Origin of the sequence: Phocaeicola sp. RTP21359st1_B8_RTP21360_211022 (assembly GCF_040911965.1) — a bacterium.
In the GTDB taxonomy this organism is placed as follows: Bacteria; Bacteroidota; Bacteroidia; order Bacteroidales; family Bacteroidaceae; genus Phocaeicola; species Phocaeicola vulgatus.
The window spans coordinates 15,169-31,192 of sequence record NZ_JBDFXP010000034.1; the positions used below are offsets into that span (position 1 = coordinate 15,169).

At 41.4% G+C, this 16,024-nt stretch carries 12 protein-coding genes; 2 read left to right on the plus strand and 10 right to left on the minus strand.

What is annotated here, in order from left to right; translation table 11 throughout:
• Nucleotides 1-23: 23 nt before the first annotated feature.
• The 5 genes from AB5062_RS16220 to AB5062_RS16240 all read right to left on the minus strand — a co-directional run bounded on the left by AB5062_RS16220 (nt 24) and on the right by AB5062_RS16240 (nt 6,034).
• Complete coding sequence (locus AB5062_RS16220) at nt 24-1,274, minus strand: ABC transporter permease (protein WP_005853065.1); 1,251 nt, start codon at nt 1,272-1,274, stop codon at nt 24-26.
• Between the two features lie 14 nt (nt 1,275-1,288).
• The gene (locus AB5062_RS16225; protein WP_008667803.1) at nt 1,289-2,464 is read right to left on the minus strand and encodes an ABC transporter permease; all 1,176 of its coding nucleotides are present in this window, start codon (nt 2,462-2,464) and stop codon (nt 1,289-1,291) included.
• A gap of 6 nt (nt 2,465-2,470) precedes the next feature.
• Nucleotides 2,471-3,457, minus strand: a complete 987-nt coding sequence (locus AB5062_RS16230) for an HlyD family secretion protein (RefSeq protein WP_005845601.1) — start codon at nt 3,455-3,457, stop codon at nt 2,471-2,473.
• Nucleotides 3,458-3,483: 26 nt separating this feature from the next.
• Nucleotides 3,484-4,947, minus strand: a complete 1,464-nt coding sequence (locus AB5062_RS16235) for a TolC family protein (RefSeq protein ID WP_005845598.1) — start codon at nt 4,945-4,947, stop codon at nt 3,484-3,486.
• 214 nt (nt 4,948-5,161) lie between these two features.
• Entirely contained in the window at nt 5,162-6,034 is an 873-nt protein-coding gene (locus AB5062_RS16240; RefSeq protein WP_005845594.1) for a hypothetical protein, read from the minus strand.
• 156 nt (nt 6,035-6,190) lie between these two features.
• Between AB5062_RS16240 and mdh the strand changes: the two genes are divergently transcribed.
• The gene (gene mdh / locus AB5062_RS16245) at nt 6,191-7,132 is read left to right on the plus strand and encodes a malate dehydrogenase (protein ID WP_005845592.1); all 942 of its coding nucleotides are present in this window, start codon (nt 6,191-6,193) and stop codon (nt 7,130-7,132) included.
• A gap of 97 nt (nt 7,133-7,229) precedes the next feature.
• Here mdh and AB5062_RS16250 read toward each other — a convergent pair whose 3' ends face one another.
• The 5 genes from AB5062_RS16250 to gdhA form a co-directional block, all read right to left on the minus strand.
• The gene (locus AB5062_RS16250) at nt 7,230-9,014 is read right to left on the minus strand and encodes a GLUG motif-containing protein (protein WP_032939075.1); all 1,785 of its coding nucleotides are present in this window, start codon (nt 9,012-9,014) and stop codon (nt 7,230-7,232) included.
• Between the two features lie 27 nt (nt 9,015-9,041).
• Complete coding sequence (locus AB5062_RS16255) at nt 9,042-9,554, minus strand: ParB/RepB/Spo0J family partition protein (RefSeq protein WP_005845588.1); 513 nt, start codon at nt 9,552-9,554, stop codon at nt 9,042-9,044.
• Nucleotides 9,551-10,852 carry a DUF3440 domain-containing protein gene (locus tag AB5062_RS16260; RefSeq protein ID WP_008667807.1) on the minus strand — a complete coding sequence of 434 codons (1,302 nt, stop codon included), beginning with the start codon at nt 10,850-10,852 and terminating at the stop codon, nt 9,551-9,553. Before AB5062_RS16260 ends, AB5062_RS16255 begins: the two co-directional genes overlap by 4 nt.
• The gene (locus AB5062_RS16265) at nt 10,842-11,237 is read right to left on the minus strand and encodes a hypothetical protein (RefSeq protein ID WP_011964677.1); all 396 of its coding nucleotides are present in this window, start codon (nt 11,235-11,237) and stop codon (nt 10,842-10,844) included. Before AB5062_RS16265 ends, AB5062_RS16260 begins: the two co-directional genes overlap by 11 nt.
• Nucleotides 11,238-11,398: 161 nt before the next feature.
• Nucleotides 11,399-12,736 carry an NADP-specific glutamate dehydrogenase gene (gene gdhA / locus AB5062_RS16270; RefSeq protein ID WP_005845584.1) on the minus strand — a complete coding sequence of 446 codons (1,338 nt, stop codon included), beginning with the start codon at nt 12,734-12,736 and terminating at the stop codon, nt 11,399-11,401.
• A gap of 234 nt (nt 12,737-12,970) precedes the next feature.
• Between gdhA and AB5062_RS16275 the strand changes: the two genes are divergently transcribed.
• Nucleotides 12,971-15,928: a PEP/pyruvate-binding domain-containing protein gene (locus AB5062_RS16275; RefSeq protein WP_146264919.1), complete on the plus strand. Its 2,958-nt coding sequence runs from the start codon at nt 12,971-12,973 to the stop codon at nt 15,926-15,928.
• Nucleotides 15,929-16,024: the final 96 nt, after the last annotated feature.

Consider the following 16,024-nt stretch of genomic DNA (forward strand, 5'->3'; position numbering starts at 1 on the left):
TAGTTCTTAATTTATAAACAAATTCAGACGACATTTGTTCTGCGTCTTTTCTTAATCTCTTTTAATCTTTCGTATACATGTCTGCGGCTTAAGGTAATCTGACGACGGTATACGATGCAGGTGGTAAGGAAATAAACACCTGTTTGTATCCACAATACCCGGTACTCTGTCAGCACATCGGTCAGTGTGGCTCCCATATTGTTGATGCGTACAAAGCCGTTGATGCCGAAAGTGGAAGGGAACAGCCACGAAACCACCTCCCAGAATTTAGGAATGGCAGTACCTGGCCACGAAATGCCTGAGATAAATAGCAACGGTACTGAGGTAAATACATAAATCATCATACAGGCTTCCCGATGGTGAATAAAGATAGAACAAGTCATCGCGAAAAAGATGCATGCCAGTATATAGGGAAACATGAATGCCGCTAGGGTTCCGGCTTGAGCTATTTGTACCAGGCTGAACATTTTGGGAACAAGGCAGAGCATATAGGTAGCCATGACAGCATATATCATAAGGTAAGTCAGTGATTTGCCTAAAACAATGCGCAGCGTGCCATGATAATGGCGGCTCATGGGGATAAGGTCTCGAAAACGGTTGTTCTCACGAGCAGTTCCGGCAGATAGACCTACTCCTAGCAGTAAAGTTTGTTGGATAATCAGTATCAGTACGGCGGGTATCAGGAAGCTGGCAAAACCGTTCTGCGGATTGAAAATGGAAATATCCTCATACGCTATGGGAGACGTGCTCACTTCATCTTGTCGGATGGTTGTGTTGCCGGAGCGTTCTATCTTTATCTGTTTGTTCATTACCAGCGAGGCATTGGTGTTGGCTGTCAGCATGGCTTTGTAGTATAGCATACCGCTCATGTCACAGTAGATGGTGACATGGGTTTGAACTCCTTTAGTAATGTCGCGGCTGAAGCTTTCAGGAATATAGATGATGCCATACACTTTGCCGTTCTTCAATAAAGTTTTTGCTTCTTCCATATCACTGCAATGAGATACTATTTCCAAGTCGGCACCTGCATCTACCAGACGCAGGTATTCACGGCTGAGGCTGGAACGGTTGTTATCTACTACAGCAGCAGGGACTTCACGTACTGTTTCATTGGTATATATAAAGGTATAGAGAAGCGGATAGCCTAGTGGTACCAGAATGAAGAAGATAAGTACACCCTGATCCTTTACAACTGCTTTCAACTCTTGCCACCAGATGTAGAAAAGGTCCTTGGTTCCTTGTGAGATGATATCTTTGAGTTTATATGTTTTCATACCTGTTTGCCATTTTAGGGAATATATACATAATGTAATAGTACTGTGCGCAGTCTTTTCAGTATAAAGAAAGGCAACAGCATGAATAACATCAACGCGACTACTGAATGCCATGCGTAAATCAGCGGATATCCGTTAAGTGCCAAATCTACATAAATCAGGAAGTAGTGGCGTAACGGGAATAGATTGGCCAGTGCCTGTAATACAGGATTCATTGCCATAACCGGAAAACTCATACCCGATATGGAGAAAGAAATCACCCCCCATAGGGAGGCGGTGCTCAGTGCCAAGCGGACTGTTGTAAACAATCCGAACAGAAATACTCCGAAAGCCTGTGAAGCCAGTACTAGTAACAGACCGGCAAACAGCATGGGCAGTATACCGCTATTACAGGGATAGTGCAGGAAACCGTATAGATAAACATTATAGAAGGTGGCCATGACAAAGAAAACTACAGTCTGGGGCAGCAATTTGCCGGTCAGGGCTACGGTGATGGAATTGTCTGCCATGCCCATCCATTCTTTTTGGGTGTTGGTTTTCATTTCACTTCCAATGGTATAGACGGTGGTCATAAAGATAAGCAGCATCAGGATACCCGGTATGATGGTGTTACTCAAATATACAGAGTAATTGAGCCATGGATTGTTTAATACATGAGAGTCGATGACTATGGGCTGCAGGAATGCCATGGCCTGGTCTTCTGTAGCTCCTTTGGCATATAAGGTGGCACGGCCGATGGCTCCACCCGCCAGCTCGGACATGGTGCGCTGGTCTTTATAGAGTAATGAACCTGCTACCAGATAGGAGTAGTTGGTATAAAAGGAAACCTTGGGTTGACGGCTTGCTAATGCCTTCTCGGTAGTTCCTTTTGGAATATAGTAGAAAGCATAGATCTTTCCTTGCTGCATGGCTTTGCGGGCATCCGCGAAACTGGGGTAATGTGCTATGATTTTAGTCTGCTGAAAAGCGTCCAGATTACGGATGATGCTGCGTGTGGTAGCTGTGTTGTCCAAATCGACCACACCTGCCGGCATATCCGTAGGGAGTCCGTTCCACATTAATGTAGTGAAGAAGAGATAACAGAACAAGGGAGCTATGATCATGCAGAACAGATATAGCGGTCTTGTGGCGATGCGGAACACTTCACGCCGGGCTATGCGGAATATACGGTTATGGACAGTATTGTTCATTGTTTGTTATTTCTCGATGATGGCACTCATTCCCGGACGCAATCCGTCTGTTCTCTCTACAGGAACAGCTTTCACCTCGAAGGTCTTCAGGTCGAATTGTCCCGTAGTCTTGGTTGCTTTCCAGGCAGCATATGTACCCAGATCTTTCATATAAGTAACCTTGAATTTTATTTCTTTGTCAAAGGCAGGAATAAATGCGCTAATCTCATTTCCTACGGTAAAGTCTTTTAGGAAATCTTCGCGTACATTAAATGTTACCCACATGTCATTCAAGCGGGCCACGTTCATAATGGGGGCACCGGTACCTACCAGTTCGCCTGCTTTGGGAAAAATTTCGGTCACTTCTCCATCAGCTGACGCGGTCAGTATCGTTTCGTCTATGTAGGAGGAAACTTCGGCTACAGCACCTTTGGCACGTTCTACTTGGGCTGCGGCTGCTGCTTTGTCTTCACGTTGTGCACCGTTCTTTGCCATTTCGTATTGGGAGCGTGCTGCTTTTTCTGTAGCGGTCATGGCATCAAATTGTGCTTTGGCTTCATCACGTTTTTGCGCGGACATTACGCCTTGTTCAAAGAGCCGGTTGACACGGTTGTATGACTTTTCAGCAATTTCTACTCCGGCTTTGGCTTTCTGCCACATTTCGTAGGCAGCTTGCAGTTGCTCTTGGCGGGTACCTCGTTGTGCTTTTTCATTCAAGGCTTGTGCTGCTTGTTCGGCAGCTTGTGCTTGAGAAAGTTTGGCTTTTACATCGGGGGCTTCAAGGATAGCCAGTGTGTCACCGGCTTTTACTTTGTCTCCTTCCTTTACACGAAATTCCAGAATGCGTCCCGGCACTTTGCTGGATACACGGTATTCGTCGGCTTCTGCTTGCCCCTGAATGATTTCCGGACCTTTACCCAGTGTAAAGAAACCTATCAGTGACACTATGACAATGACTGCTGTCAGTGAAATAAATGCCAGCAAAATATTGCTGTGTTGTGATCTTTCTGCCATATCTTTTCGTTTTTAATCTTTAATTTTTATTTAAGCACTCCCATTGATTTGCGCAAATAGACTTCAGTCAGTTTTACATCAATCTGAGCGTCTATTTTGTCCGACTGGGCAGATAACCAAGCGGTTTGCGCTTCCAATACGTTACTGGTAGGAATGACTCCTTCCATGAATCCCAGTTTGGCATAGCGCAGATTCTCGTCTGCTTTTTCCAGATTTTTTTCAGCCATACTCAGGCGTTTGGCTGCTTCATTTACTTTATAGCTGGCTTGGCTTACCTGCAATTCTACCTTTTCTTTTGCATCTGCCAGTTGGTAGCGGGCAATGTTTGCTTCCGCCTTGGCAGCTTTTACCTTATACATTCCTTCGCCCCAGTTCCATATTGGAATTTGTACCATAGCGCCAACAGCCCACATGCCGCGGAATTTGCGTTCAAAGCCGTTTACTAATGAGGGATTGGTTACCATGTAGTTGGCGGTCAGAGCTACTGTAGGAAGAAATCCCGCGCGGGTGATATTGACTTTTTGGTCATAAATTTTATTAGCTAGATCCAAACTTCGTAATTCTTCGCGATTTGCCAAAGCGGTGGCTACATTATCACCTACATGATATTCAAGGAGAGTTAAGCTTTCTACGTCTTCATCTGCTAAACGTATTTCATCATTTAAAGGCAGACCGCATAATTGGCATAGTACCATTTTAGATAGGCTTAATCCGTTGTCTATTTGTGTGAGCTTCATTTCGGCTTCATTCACTTTTACTTTTACACTTAGTCCGTCGGCTTTGGTGGCGACACCTTCGGTTATCATTTTATCTACATCACTGTCCAGTTGGCTGACCAGTTGCAGATAGCTTTGGGCTAGTTTTTTCTTGTTTATCAGTGAGATGACTTGCCAGTAAGCTTGGTCGGTACTCAAAATGATATCCTGCATACCGGTGGCGTGCTGTGATTCGGCCAGTTGTTCAGCGTATTTGGTGATTTTATTGTAGGCAACGATTTTTCCTCCCATGAAGATGGGTTGGGTAAGGGTCACAGCTCCTGCATACATATTGCGTGTGTCGGTGCGCAGCGCATCTACCAAACCTTGTCCTACCTTGTTCAGTGCATTTCCAATACCTGGGATGAGGGGAGCAAGTGGTTGCAGTATTTGTGCGAGTTCGGGATTGGAAGCTGCCAGTTGTTGGAAAGTTTCCTGTATGGAGCCTTGGGCGGTAGTCCCTATCTGACTGATAGCTCCCTTTTGTTCGTCACTTAATAAAGAGATTTCTTTCTGAGTGCGCATATAGGTTCCTATAGCCGCAATCTTAGGAAGATAATTGGTAAAAGCCGCTTTCTTTTCATAATGTGCAGCTGTTATCTTTTCAGCTGAAATGCGCAACTCTTTATTGTTGGATAATGCTAAAGCACGACAACTATCTAAGGTGAGTGTGCTTTGGGCTGAAATACTATCTAAAACACCGATAAATAGGATAAAAGCTGCAATCTTTTTCATTATAGTGTTCTTGTTTTGTTGTTTTTAAGTTGTTTATGCAACAAAAATAAGACAAATCTTCAAGAAAGCCATATTCTGGATGTTATTTTAAAATATTTTTATAATTCTGCAATCTGTATGTTTACTGCTTTTGCTTGGTGGAGAAAAAAACAGCCGGTTCGTTTCCAACCGGCTGTTTTTTTATTAAATATATTGGAGGGGAGAATGTTCCTTGTTATTTCATGCTGAAAGCTTGTTGTCCTATCATGGTTCCATCAGCGAAAATATAAACATGATAAGTTCCGGCAGGCAAATATTCCTCTACGTCCCAATATACGGTTACATTTTGTTCTTCTCCGGTGTATTCTATGTATTTCTTGATGGAATAAACCAAATTACGGTTTTCGTATGGGAATGTGTTTGAAGCGTTTTTGGTTAGTATGTCATTGTCTGGTTTGGCAATACGTATATATAAAGTACGTTCACCTGTTTTGGCGGTAATATTCTTGACAATGGTGAACGAGATGGCTATCTTTTTCACATCTTTTACTTTCTTGGCTGTTTTACCACGTTTATTTCTAGGCTCTACGCTAATTCCTGTGGCATCCAATTGGGCTGCCAAGGTGACCTTTTCATTCAGATTCTTTTTCTCTTGCGATAAATTATTGATTTGACGGGTTGCCTGCGTATATTTTTGTTTTACTTCTTGGTTTTCTTCAGCTAGTGCTTGGTTGAGTTTGTTCAGTGAATCTATTTGGATAACATAGGTGCGTAGTACGGCACGTACTGTTTTCAGTTCTTTCTTCAAACGCATGATCTCAGCTGCGTTACTGGTCTTTACTTGTCGTAATTCTTCTAGCAGCCGCTGTGTTTTCAGCTTCTCACTCTCCAGCTTTTCGCGCAAGGAATCATTGTTTATCTGTATCTGAAGTTCATCATATTGGGTGGCGAAAGTGGTATATTCGTTTTCCATTTCCAGTTTTTCCACAGCGAAGAGTTCGCTCATTTCCTTATTCTCTTTTGCTTGATGAAAAGCATAAAAAGAAACTCCGCCGATAATCACAACCAGCAGAATAATGACAATAATCAGTTTTTTGCTCTTATCCATAGTGTTACATTGAATTTTGGACAAAAGTACAATAATTTATGTAGACTGCTCGAAAAATATTATGGAAATTTTTCTTTAATTCGGAATATCATTGTAACTTTGCGGTGCTTTTAAGAAGGCGATTTTATTATCAACTTTAAACAAAATATAGAGATTATGTCAAAAGTAACCGTAGTAGGCGCAGGTAACGTAGGTGCTACATGTGCAAATGTTCTTGCTTTTAACGAAGTAGCAGACGAAGTAGTAATGCTGGACGTTAAAGAAGGCGTATCAGAAGGTAAGGCAATGGATATGATGCAGACAGCTCAGTTGTTGGGCTTCGACACAAACATTGTAGGTTGCACTAACGATTATGAAAAAACAGCTAACTCTGACGTTGTGGTTATCACTTCAGGTATTCCCCGTAAGCCGGGTATGACCCGTGAAGAACTGATCGGTGTTAATGCAGGCATCGTTAAGTCAGTTGCTCAGAATATCTTAAAGTACTCTCCTAATGCTATCATCGTAGTTATCTCTAACCCGATGGATACTATGACTTATTTGTCATTGAAAGCTTTGGGCTTGCCTAAGAATAGAATCATCGGTATGGGTGGTGCTTTGGATAGCTCACGTTTCAAATATTTCTTGTCTCAAGCCTTGGGTTGCAACGCTAATGAAGTGGAAGGTATGGTTATCGGTGGTCACGGTGATACTACTATGATTCCTTTGACTCGTTTTGCTACTTACAAAGGTATGCCTGTTTCTAACTTCTTGTCTGAAGAAAAATTGCAGGAAGTTGCTGCTGCTACTATGGTAGGCGGTGCTACTCTGACTAAGTTGCTGGGTACTTCTGCATGGTATGCTCCGGGTGCAGCTGGTGCATTTGTTGTTGAATCTATCATCCACAACCAGGGTAAGATGGTTCCTTGTTCAGTTTATTTGGAAGGTGAATACGGTGAATCAGATATTTGCTGTGGTGTGCCTGTAATCTTGGGTAAGAACGGTATTGAAAAGATTGTTGAATTGCCTTTGAACGAAGAAGAAAAAGCTAAATTTGCTGCAAGTGCTGCTGCTGTTCGCAAGACTAACGCTGCTTTGCATGAAGTAGGTGCTCTTTAATAAGAACAAGCTATAATTTTATATAAAAAGCCGTTTTTTCAGTGAAATGAGAAAGCGGCTTTTAATTTGTACAGAATCCCTGAAAAAGTAAGTTCACTTACTTTTTCAGGGATTCTGAAATGAAAACGGCAGGAAGATTTTCTCCTCCATCAGTCCATCGGGTAAAGGGGTAACCGGGATAAAGGGTAGGAGCTGTTTCATCTATCCATTGGTTGAGAAGCCGGTAGATGGGAATGTCTTCCTTATTCATAAAAGTACCTGTGTATTGGGCATTTTTAGACAACTGATTACCATCGTCATTTTTTCCGATAAAGGTTATTTTTGCATTATCATAGTAGTTGTGGATAAAGAAAGAGTTGGCAGCTATACCTGCGAATAATCCTTTGGTCGTAATTAGATCTATGTTATAGACATAACAATTTTCAATGTGCGCTCCATCCGAAGCTTTCCCGCATATTCCACCATTGTAACTCTCTCTGTTCTTTATTATGTTGTTGGCAGAATAGCAGTTTGCTATCAAACCTTGGGCCTGGCTGGAACCTGCTATTCCACCGGCTGGTCCTGCTTTTATTTTTGAATTTGCGTCATAAATGATTTGGGTGTTGGTAACATAGCAATTGGTGATTTCCCCTGTTGAAGTTCCTGCTATGCCTCCTGTATTGGCTGATTGGTTCGTTTTGGTTGGATTGGCTGCAATTTGGCACTCCTTAACGCAACAATTTAGTATTTTGCCTTTATTGCGTCCGACTAAAATACTTGTACCTTCTGCTGTGCTCTTGCTTTTTGATGTGATAGATACTTTGCTGGATTCTATATGGAGATTTTTAACTATGCCGGTGATATTGACGGCTCCGAATACACCTGTGGTGCCATTGCTGGAATTGATAGGTATATTGTAAAGGGTGTGATTTTGTCCGTCAAAGGTTTGGGAAAAGTAATAGTTTGTTTGGGCGTATCCTATTTGTTTTAACTCAGTACAATCCACATCTTTAAAATCAATGTCATTCAATAGATAATAAGTGGTTATTCCATTCATCGTTTCTCCGAAATCGTCCAATGTTTTTCCTTTGTATTGGGTAAATGTATTGCTATTGATAAGTTGACTGAATGCAATCCAATCTTCGGCAGTCATAATTCCCGGAGTTTTTTCAGATATTTTTAAGTGATAAGTATATTCTTTGTTACCGGTAAAAGACTTTGTTTCTAGTTGTGTTGTATATTTCTTTCCATTTGTTACCATATTTATGGCGATGACCATGTTTCCGACAGGAGGGACTATAAACGAATAATTTCCGGAAGGAGAAACTTGGGCAATAGTAGTCGTATGTGTTCCGTTATCCGCTAGAACTATTTCAGCGGATTTTGGGATAATAGAGGAAACAGCAGGACATGTTACCTCTATTTTCTGAAAATAGGTTTGTAAATTTCCCTCCAAATGCAGTGTCAGAAGAGAAAATAAATGTTTGAACTGTAAATGGATGGAATTTCCGGCCGGAAATTCATCCTTGACATACAGTATGTCTTCCAACGAATTGTTTTTATAAAGATTTTCTTGGACATAGTCCAAATCGGGATAGACAGGATATACTGCCGTAACATTTGTTTTTCCTGTTAGGTCACTCCAGCTAAATTCATTTTCTGCTTTCCATTGGTTGTCCATATAAGTCAGAATTCTGTTGTCTATCTGAAGACTGCCGGAAGCATTCAGCAGGATTTGATTGCCGGAGTTAAAAGTGGAAACAGGGGAGCTTTCTGTGAAAGCTGCTTGGTATGTATTGCCTGTGAGTACTACCTCGATATCGGTCCCTGTATAAACAAGATTGTCGGTGCAGCTTTGCAAAGCCAGGACCGACAATCCTATTATTAATGAGTTATATTTCAACTGAATAATGTATTAATGAAAATTGCTTTATGGTTCAGGTATTGTGAATTCCCTGTCAGCAAAGAGTTCCATTAGGCCGGATATCTGTTTGAGTCGTAAAAGTTCGTCGGCATCCATGCCAATATTCTTTTTTATCCATTCGTCACTCATTCCGGCTTTGGTCAGTTCTGCCACGATATCTACCATCAGTTCAATGCTGTGAGTGCCGCGGGCGCGGTTGTGGCGGATAGTGCTTGCCATTCTGTTTGAAAGGTCTTTTTCTATAACGACCACGGGAAGTAAACCTTTTTCTCGTTCAAACACACGTTTTGAAGTTTTAAGCACACAATAACGATGATATCCGTCTACCAGTTCATATATATCTTCATCGGGAATATAATAACATACACAAGGCATAGTATAGCCATCTTCCCAAATGCTTAATTCCAGCAATTTCATTTCAGGAGCGGCTACGTGGTTTGGATTATAACTGTTGGCACGTACCTTTTCCACCGGTACTCTGTGCACGTGATACACAGGACTTTCGAATTCTTCTTTCATTTGATAATGTTTTTATATTTCTGCATCACTCTGTCTCTTCTTAACTTTTCTTTTTTAGTTAGGGCAAATCCCATATATTTACATACATGGTCATTTTTCAGAATGCAAATACACATACGTTTATAAGTGGGGATTTCTTTAAACTCTGCGATGTCTATATCGTCTAGATAATCCATTTGGACAGGAAGTTTGTCTGTCTTGTAGTTTGTTTTCTTTTGTACGTAGAATTTTATGCCCAAATCAGTTAATTTACGTATGGTTGATAAATCCAGGCATCCTCCCTTGTATTTCCAGAACTCCCGGCTTACTCTTAGTTTTTCCAAGTAAGACTGTTTGGTTTCTTCGGGTAACGTATCTAACAGGAAATACATATACTCTTTCCATGTGTAGCCTTCTGGTAATTTGATGTTTTGCCATCCCATGGCACGGGTTCCACCATAGATTCCGGTAAAGTTTACTCCGTTTACTCGGCCTAACATTCTCCCCCAAGTATTAGGATCGATGGCTTTGTATAATTTCAAGGTTTCCTGTGCTGTGCTGAGGAACGGACTGGCTACACGTTGTCTGTCCAAAGGTACTCCGGCTTTATAATAAAGTTCGTACATTTGGTTGAATGGCCATTTGAAACGGGCGTATGCTGTCCATATATCTTCGGTAGTCCAGTCATAGATAGGGTAGGCATTGTATAAATCGTATCCTAGTCTGCGGGTCCACATCAGGTTGTGATAGCTGTTCAGGCGATTGTTACCGTGAATAGTTCTCCATCGGTCCAGGCTCTCTTGAGTTCGGATGCCGACCAGGCAGCAAGTGCGTACTGCATCATGCTTTTTATGGTACCACGATGCAAATGAATTCTGGAAAGTGTAGTCCCACATTTCCTCATTGTAGAATGGGAAATCTTCTTTCTTATAACAGTTTTTAGGCATAGGCCTTACCCAGTGGGCGTGCATACTTTCGTCCCAAGGGCGCCAATAGGTTTGAAACATAGAAGCACAAGTCACTACTTTGAAAGGGACACAGACATGGTAGATTTCCAATATATCCTGATTTTCTCTGAACGTCTGTTCCACATACTCTGTAGTCATTTGATACTGTGCTTCATAGTCCATGTGGTATACTCCGATTTTCCTGTCCAGATTATGCTCTCTGATATATTGAATACATAAGTTGAGCAAGACACCGCTATCTTTTCCTCCAGAAAAAGAAACATAGATATTATCAAATTCGTTGAATAAGAATTTGAGTCTCTTTTGAACGAGTTGATAAACATTTTCCCCTTTAGTTCTTTTATTGTTCATTTTTGTTCGTGTTGTAAATCATTTTAATATAATTAGTCCAACGGTGTTCGGTTTGAAAACCACAGTTGGAAAAAATAGCTTCGTGTTTGGTTTGAACAATTGCATATAAATTGTTTTTAGGCTTTACTGCTCCCAACAATTCAACCAGCACTTCCTGATCATCGTTATGGACATAGTAGTTGTTAATGACATAACCGCCACTTTTCTGCTCTACAGGGACAAAACCGGTTACGTCATTATCTTCGACGGCAATGTACCATTGAAAACGTTCGGTCGTTTTGAAGGGATAATTGTTATTAGCCCTTAGGACTTTAGGATTCATAGCCAATGGTCCAATTAAATTAAATAATTGAGGTTCAAGGCCATCTAGTTGTAATATTTCCATAACTTAATTTTTACATACGTTTACTTGAAGCTACAAATGTATAAAAAAGATTGGATATACCATAAAAAAACGCTGCCATACCTTCACAGGCGGGCAGCGCAAGCTACAATACAAAATACAAATACAACTAAACGAGATATTTTTATGCTAATAGAATGCCTTTAAACAATTCCTTGAGCCATCATGGCATGGGCTACTTTCATAAAGCCTGCAATATTTGCTCCTTTCACATAGTTGATATATCCATCAGGTTCAGTACCATATTTCACACATTGTTCATGAATACCATACATAATTTGATGTAACTTATCATCTACTTCTTGTGCACTCCAACTCATATGCATTGCATTTTGGCTCATTTCCAAACCTGAAGTAGCTACACCTCCGGCATTTACGGCTTTACCCGGTGCATACATTAGTTTATTTTCAATAAACGCATCAATTGCTTCCGGGGTACAACCCATATTAGAAATTTCTCCAATGCAAAGAACGGAATTTTTTATTAAATTACAAGCATCTTCGCCATTTAATTCGTTTTGAGTCGCACACGGAAGCGCAATATCTACTTTAACTTCCCACGGACGACGTCCGGCAACGAATGTTGAGTTAGGATATTTCTCTGCGTATGGAGCTACGATATCATTGCCTGACGCACGTAATTCCAACATGTAATCAATTTTATCACCACTTACACCGTCCGGATCATAGATATAGCCGTCGGGTCCGGAGATTGTGACTACTTTTGCACCTAATTCAGTTGCTTTAGTCACGGCCCCCCAAGCTACATTACCGAAACCGGAAACAGCTACCGTTTTGCCTTTAATATCAATTCCTTTTGCTTTCAGCATTTGGTTTACGAAGTAAAGACCACCAAAACCGGTTGCTTCAGGACGAATCAACGAACCTCCAAATTCCAAGCCTTTGCCAGTGAAGGTACCTGTAAATTCACGGGTTAACTTTTTATACATACCGAACATGTATCCTACTTCACGGCCACCTACACCGATGTCACCGGCAGGAACATCCATATCAGGACCTACGTGGCGCCACAATTCAAGCATGAATGCTTGGCAGAAACGCATGATCTCAGCATCGCTCTTACCACGTGGTGAGAAATCGGAACCACCTTTACCACCGCCCATAGGCAATGTGGTCAGTGCATTTTTGAATGTTTGCTCAAATCCTAAGAATTTCAAAATGGAGAGGTTTACAGAAGCATGAAAACGGATACCGCCTTTGTACGGGCCGATCGCATTATTGAATTGAACGCGGTAACCTAAGTTTACCTGTACTTTTCCTTTATCATCTACCCAAGGCACCTTAAATGTAAAGATACGGTCGGGCTCTACCAATCTCTCAATCAAGGACGCTTTCTCAAATTCCGGATGTTGATTGTATATATCCTCAATAGAAAGCAGGACTTCTTTTACAGCCTGCAAGTACTCTGATTCACCAGGGTGTTTTGCCTCCAGGGAGGTCATGATTTGATTAATATCCATAACTATTATGCATTTAAGGTTTTGACAAAATGAAAATCATTTCTGATGCAAAGGTATGTTTTTTGGTGAATTGGCAAAATATTTTTGGCTAAATTTTAGTTTGGTGGTGATAAAAAGTTAATCGTTGTGGTAAGACCTCTCTACCCAAAAGTTCTTTTTTATTGCGAATAAGTTGCATAAAACAATATTATTGACGTATTTTGCTATTACATTATCCATGTAAATCAAATAACCATGCTCAGCAAGTTAAAATTAAATCAGTTGTATTTCAAGGATACTTCGTTTGTAAACCTCATGACCAAACGGATTTTTAATGTTCTTTTGGTAGCAAATCCGTATGATGCTTTTATGTTGGAGGATGACGGGCGTATAGATGAGAAGATATTTAATGAATATATGAACCTCAGTCTTCGCTATCCGCCACGTTTCACACAAGTTTCTACTGAGGAAGCTGCCTGGAAGCAATTGGAGAACACTACATTTGATCTGGTGATTTGTATGCCCGGATCTGATAACAGTGATACATTTGAGATTGCACGCAGCATAAAAGAACAATACCCTCATATTCCGCTGGTGGTACTGACCCCGTTCTCGCATGGTATTACGGCACGTATGGAGCATGAGGATCTGAGCATCTTTGAATATGTGTTCTGCTGGTTGGGGAATACGGACCTGTTAGTGTCTATCATCAAGCTGATAGAAGATAAGATGAATTTGGAACATGATATTAAAGAGGTGGGAGTGCAGATGATTTTATTGGTGGAAGATTCCATCCGGTTCTATTCTTCCGTGTTGCCTAACTTATATAAATTTGTGTTGAAGCAAAGTCAGGAATTTGCCACAGAGGCTTTGAATGCTCACCAGCGTACATTGCGTATGAGGGGACGTCCCAAAATTGTATTGGCACGTACTTACGAGGAGGCGATGGATTTATATAATAAATATCAGAATAATGTATTAGGTGTGATTACGGATGCACGTTACCCGCGTGGTGGTGTGGTGGATCCAATGGCAGGTATTAAGTTGCTGGCGGAGGTACGTTCCAGGGATCCGTTTGTTCCTCTTATTTTACAGTCGGCCGAGGTAGACAACAAGGTGTATGCTTCCCGGTATGGTGCTAGCTTTGTGGATAAGAATTCCAAGAAGATGAATATAGACTTGCGTGAAATTGTGTCTGATGATTTTGGTTTCGGGGATTTCATTTTCCGTAATCCCGATACATTGGAAGAAGTGGCCCGTGTTCATAATTTGAAGGAATTACAGAATGTTATTTTTGCTATTCCTAAAGAATCTCTCCTTTACCATATCAGTCGTAATCACGTATCCCGCTGGCTGTATTCTCGTGCCATGTTTCCACCTGCCGAGTTCTTAAAGCAGATAACTTGGGAGTCTTTGCAGGATATTGATGCTCATCGCCGTATAATCTTTGAGGCTATTGTGAAGTACCGTAAGATGAAGAATCAAGGTGTGGTGGCTGTGTTCCAACGTGATCGTTTTGACCGTTATTCTAATTTTGCCCGTATCGGTGAGGGGTCATTGGGGGGAAAAGGACGTGGTCTGGCTTTTATAGACAATATGGTAAAGCGCCACGTGGAATTTGATGAGTTTGAAAATGCGACGGTGGTCATTCCTAAAACGGTGGTGCTTTGTACGGATATCTTTGATGAATTCATGGATGCCAATAGCCTATATCAAGTAGCATTGAGTGATGCGGATGATGACACGATATTGAAAGCTTTTCTTCGTGCCAAGTTGCCCGACCGTCTGGTGGAAGATTTCTTTGCTTTCTTTGATGTGGTGAAATCGCCTATAGCCATCCGTTCTTCTAGCTTGCTGGAAGATTCTCATTATCAGCCTTTTGCTGGGATATATTCTACTTATATGATTCCTTATTTAGATGATAAATATGAGATGCTCCGTATGTTGAGCGATGCCATAAAAGGGGTGTATGCTTCTGTTTTTTTCAGAGACAGCAAGGCGTATATGCAGGCAACCAGCAATGTGATAGACCAGGAGAAGATGGCTGTTATTTTACAACAGGTGGTCGGCACACAGTATGGTGACCGTTTCTATCCTTCTATTTCGGGGGTGGCACGTTCGCTCAACTATTACCCCATAGGAGATGAAAAAGCCGAAGAGGGAACTGTAAGTCTTGCTTTGGGGTTGGGTAAATATATTGTAGACGGAGGTCTGACTCTGAGGGTGTGTCCTTATCATCCTAACCAAGTGTTGCAGACCAGTGAGATGGAAATTGCTCTTCGTGAAACGCAGACTCAGTTTTATGCGCTTGATTTGAAGAATACGGGGCATAACTTTTCTTTGGATGACGGCTTTAATTTGTTGAAGCTTCCGGTGAAAGAAGCTGATAATGATGGAGCCTTAACTTTCATTGCTTCCACGTATGATCCGTATGATATGATTATCCGTGACGGAATTTATCCGGGAGGCCGGAAAGTGATAACATTTGCCAATGTGTTGCAACACGATGTATTTCCTTTGCCCCGTATTTTGCAGTTGGTACAGGAATACGGGCAAAGTGAGATGAGGCGTCCTGTTGAGATAGAGTTTGCTGTGACATTGAACCAGCAAAAGAAGAATGGTACTTTCTATTTATTGCAGATTCGTCCGATGGTCGATGTGAAAGCCAATCTTGAGGAGGATTTGAACCTTATTAAGGATGAGGATGTTCTTTTAAAGAGTAATAATTCACTGGGGCATGGCATTATGGAGGACATTCAGGATGTGATTTATGTGAAGACAGATGGTTATACTGCTTCCAATAATCCGACCATTGCTTATGAAATAGAAAAGATGAACCGTAAATTCTTGGATGAAGGGAAACATTATATATTGGTAGGTCCGGGACGCTGGGGAAGCAGCGATTCGTGGCTGGGCATTCCTGTGAAGTGGCCCCATATTTCGGCTGCACGTGTCATTGTGGAGGCGGGGCTGACTAATTATCGTGTGGACCCTAGTCAGGGAACTCACTTCTTTCAGAATCTGACTTCTTTCGGAGTCGGTTATTTCACAATTAATGCCTATATGAAGGATGGTATCTATAACCAAGAGGTACTGGATACCCGGCCGGCTATTGAAGAAACCAGGTTCATCCGTCATGTGCGGTTTGATAAACCATTGATAGTGAAGATGGATGGAAAGAAGAAGCTGGGGGTAGTGATGTTGCCGGAATAATGTTCTAAATTACGTAAAATGTGTCCTAAATTTCGATAAAAATAGTTATACGCTTAACTTTTTATTATATTTGCACGATTTTTCGAGTATAAATTA

Excerpts from the sequence above, each read along its gene's own strand:
- AB5062_RS16220 (WP_005853065.1), bottom strand. The coding sequence starts at position 1,274 with ATGAAAACATATAAACTCAAAGATATCATCTCACAAGGAACCAAGGAC.
- AB5062_RS16225 (WP_008667803.1), bottom strand. The coding sequence starts at position 2,464 with ATGAACAATACTGTCCATAACCGTATATTCCGCATAGCCCGGCGTGAA.
- AB5062_RS16230 (WP_005845601.1), bottom strand. The coding sequence starts at position 3,457 with ATGGCAGAAAGATCACAACACAGCAATATTTTGCTGGCATTTATTTCA.
- AB5062_RS16235 (WP_005845598.1), bottom strand. The coding sequence starts at position 4,947 with ATGAAAAAGATTGCAGCTTTTATCCTATTTATCGGTGTTTTAGATAGT.
- AB5062_RS16240 (WP_005845594.1), bottom strand. The coding sequence starts at position 6,034 with ATGGATAAGAGCAAAAAACTGATTATTGTCATTATTCTGCTGGTTGTG.
- mdh (WP_005845592.1), top strand. The coding sequence starts at position 6,191 with ATGTCAAAAGTAACCGTAGTAGGCGCAGGTAACGTAGGTGCTACATGT.
- AB5062_RS16255 (WP_005845588.1), bottom strand. The coding sequence starts at position 9,554 with ATGAAAGAAGAATTCGAAAGTCCTGTGTATCACGTGCACAGAGTACCG.
- AB5062_RS16260 (WP_008667807.1), bottom strand. The coding sequence starts at position 10,852 with ATGAACAATAAAAGAACTAAAGGGGAAAATGTTTATCAACTCGTTCAA.
- AB5062_RS16265 (WP_011964677.1), bottom strand. The coding sequence starts at position 11,237 with ATGGAAATATTACAACTAGATGGCCTTGAACCTCAATTATTTAATTTA.
- gdhA (WP_005845584.1), bottom strand. The coding sequence starts at position 12,736 with ATGGATATTAATCAAATCATGACCTCCCTGGAGGCAAAACACCCTGGT.
- AB5062_RS16275 (WP_146264919.1), top strand. The coding sequence starts at position 12,971 with ATGCTCAGCAAGTTAAAATTAAATCAGTTGTATTTCAAGGATACTTCG.